This is a genomic window from Oleiphilus sp. HI0132 (assembly GCF_001635845.1).
This window is the reverse complement of the sequence record NZ_LWGJ01001465.1, coordinates 1-3277: the sequence shown is the minus strand read 5'-3', so window position 1 is coordinate 3277 and position 3277 is coordinate 1. Positions and strand designations below refer to the sequence as shown.

Sequence of the window (3277 nt, the reverse complement as noted above, 5' to 3'; positions counted from 1 at the left end):
TTATCTAAGTATGATCAGTGGGCACCAAGGGTTTCAGCAAACTCGTGACTTCGCAGAGTTTCTCTTTCTTCAAAAAATAGCAACGACTCAGTCTTTGTTGTTATTTCTGGCTACGGATGAAGTGGGTTATCGTGCTCAGTTCTCTAGCTTATTTGATCGCTTGGAATGGGTGCCCGACGCGAAGGAAATCCAGGACGTTGCGACTGACTTGCTGCAACGGCTGAAGAATAAACAAACCCAGAATGACGCCTTGAAAGCAACAAAATTCAATAAGCTTCCTAGTGAAATGAGCGAATCTGAAAAGCAAGCGCTAAGAGCTATTTCCCTAAGGAAATCTAAGTAAAAGGCCTTTTAGTATTCGAAACGGCCAAATTTATGAAAGTTATTCCAATTCAGACTTGAAAAATCTCATTTTGGATCCATATTGATTTGGTTGAAAAGCAAACTTTCTATATAATGGCCGACTATTTTTTGATCGGCCATCAGTAACGAATTCCAACTTATAGGATAGACATGTCAGGCAATTCACAACAGTCTCGTTTAAAAGATCTCATCGCCCGCGGTAAAGAACAAGGGTACCTGACTTACTCAGAAGTAAACGACCACCTTCCAGAAGATATTGCGGATCCGGATCAGGTTGAAGACATTATTCGCATGATCAACGACATGGGTATTCAGGTTGTTGAAGTTGCGCCTGATGCTGATTCATTGCTTATGTCAGATGGAGATTCAACAGACGAAGTGGCGGCGGCTGAAGCAGCTGCGGCACTGGCAGCAGTAGAAACCGAAGCAGGCAGAACAACTGACCCAGTACGTATGTATATGCGTGAAATGGGTACTGTAGAGCTACTAACGCGTGAAGGCGAAATTCGTATCGCCAAGCGTATCGAAGAAGGTGTTCGGGATGTGATGGCATCTTTGGCTCACTTTCCGGGTGTCGTTCAGGGTATCTTGGATCGATATGACACGACAGTGGAAGAAGAAGGCCGTCTAAGTGACATTATTTCAGGCTTTGTTGACCCAGAGACCGATGCGATTCCTGCACCGGCTCCTATAGTCGAAGCGAATAGTGCTGATTCCGACGACGATGACGAAGAAGAGGGCGAGAAAGGCCCTGATCCAGAAGAAGTGCGTGAGCGCATGGATGAACTTCGTGCTCAGCTAGCGGTAGCCTTAGCAGAAGAAGCAAAGCATACTCGTAGCAGTAAAGAAGCAGCTAAAGCTTATAATGAGCTAGGTAAACTGTTTGCACCGTTTAAATTGAGTGCCAAGCAGTTCGATGCCTTGATCGTTGAAGTTCGTACTACCAACGAAATCGTTAGGATTAATGAGCGTGCAGTTATGGCGCTTTGCTCCAGATATTGCGGTATGGATCGTAAAGAGTTCATCAAACGATTCCCGGGTAATGAAGCAAACCTACAGTGGATTGACGGCCTAATTGAAGAAAGTCACCCCTGTGCAGCGAAGCTAGAAGCGAACCGTGTTGAAATTACGCGTGCGCAAAGAAAGATCGCAGAAATGGCTAACATAACTGGCATGACCATCGCTGAAATTAAAGACGTCAACCGTCGTGTATCGATTGGTGAAGCAAAAGCGCGTCGTGCGAAAAAGGAAATGGTAGAAGCCAACCTTCGTTTGGTTATCTCCATCGCGAAGAAATATACCAACCGTGGCCTACAGTTCCTGGATCTGATTCAGGAAGGTAACATTGGCTTGATGAAAGCGGTAGATAAGTTCGAATATCGCCGTGGTTACAAGTTCTCGACTTACGCTACATGGTGGATTCGTCAGGCAATTACTCGTTCTATTGCTGACCAGGCACGTACGATCCGTATTCCGGTACACATGATCGAAACCATTAATAAATTGAACCGCATCTCACGCCAGATGCTTCAGGAAATGGGCCGCGAGCCAACACCTGAAGAGTTAGGTGAGCGCATGGATATGCCTGAAGACAAGGTACGTAAAGTCCTTAAGATTGCTAAAGAACCAATCTCAATGGAAACGCCTATTGGTGATGACGAAGATTCACACTTGGGTGACTTTATCGAAGATGGCCAGGCAGAATCGCCCGTTGATACGGCTACAGGCCAGGGCTTAAGAGAGTCTACACGTACGGTTCTTTCCGGACTAACTGCTAGAGAAGCAAAAGTACTACGTATGCGTTTTGGTATCGAAATGAACACAGACCATACTTTGGAAGAAGTAGGTAAGCAGTTCGACGTAACGCGTGAGCGTATCCGTCAGATCGAAGCGAAAGCGCTAAGAAAACTACGCCATCCAAGCCGCTCAGATCACCTAAGAAGCTTCCTGGACGAATAAGCATTTTCCTCTAGCATCTTCTTTCGGGGCGCATTATAATGCGCCCCGTATTGATCAAGAACTCTCTGGATCATCTCTTGGCTCAAAGCCAAAATCAGTGCCCCCTTAGCTCAGTTGGTTAGAGCACCCGACTCATAATCGGTAGGTCCCCTGTTCAAGTCAGGGAGGGGGCACCATTTTTCTTCTTTTATTTCAATTGGTTATTTTAGTAGCTGGCATGCTTGGAATAAGTTGTGCTACATCAGTGCTACATTGGCCTCATTGTTGATTTGCACCCAAAACTGACCCACTAAAGCCATATATTTGCATCGAATTTTGACCCACGTATAAACCTATCCCTGCTTCAGCAAAGCAGGAGAAAATGGAGTGATAGACGTGGCTCTACTAAGCGTAATTCGACGCTCGCATATTCGGGAGGGACAATCGATTCGATCGATTGCTCGGAAGACCGGATTGTCACGAATTACTGTTCGTAAATACCTCAATAATAGAAATTTAGACCCAAGCTACCCTGCAAGGAAGTCGCCGAGTAAGCTGGATGACTACGAGAAGACCTTAACCTGCTGGCTTCACCGTGAGGTGAAAAAGCATCGAAAGCAGCGTAAGTCAGTCAAGCAGCTATACCAGGATTTAGTACAACTGGGTTACACCGGTTCCTATGATCGTGTTGCTGCGTTTGCACGGCAGTGGCGACAAGAGCAACATGAAGCAAAGAGCACTGCCGCTAAGCGAGTCTATGTTCCACTGACTTTTGCACCAGGCGAAGCATTCCAGTTTGATTGGGGCGAAGATTTCGCCACGATCAATGGTCGGAAGTGCTGCCTTCAAGTTGCTTACTTCAAGCTAAGCAATAGTCGAGCTTTCTTCCTGCGAGCTTATTACAAACAAACGCACGAGATGCTGTTTGATGCACACAATCATGCATTTCGGGTCTTTGGTGGCGTGCCTGAACGCG

General features: G+C 46.1%; 3 protein-coding genes and 1 tRNA gene. All 4 read left to right on the top strand.

The genetic code is table 11. The features are described 5' to 3' along the window. A partial coding sequence (locus A3766_RS31425) for a hypothetical protein (RefSeq protein ID WP_197479688.1) occupies nucleotides 1–343 on the top strand: 343 nt, incomplete at its 5' end. A 170-nt stretch (nucleotides 344–513) separates the two neighbouring features. Beyond that, a complete protein-coding gene (rpoD, locus tag A3766_RS22630; RefSeq protein WP_068507063.1) occupies nucleotides 514–2322 on the top strand; it encodes an RNA polymerase sigma factor RpoD in 1809 nt (602 codons plus the stop codon). Between the two features lie 99 nt (nucleotides 2323–2421). Continuing rightward, a tRNA-Ile gene (locus A3766_RS22625) sits at nucleotides 2422–2498 on the top strand. A gap of 190 nt (nucleotides 2499–2688) precedes the next feature. Then, nucleotides 2689–3277, top strand: a 589-nt coding sequence (gene istA, locus A3766_RS22620) for an IS21 family transposase (RefSeq protein ID WP_156509056.1), incomplete at its 3' end; no start/stop codon positions are given.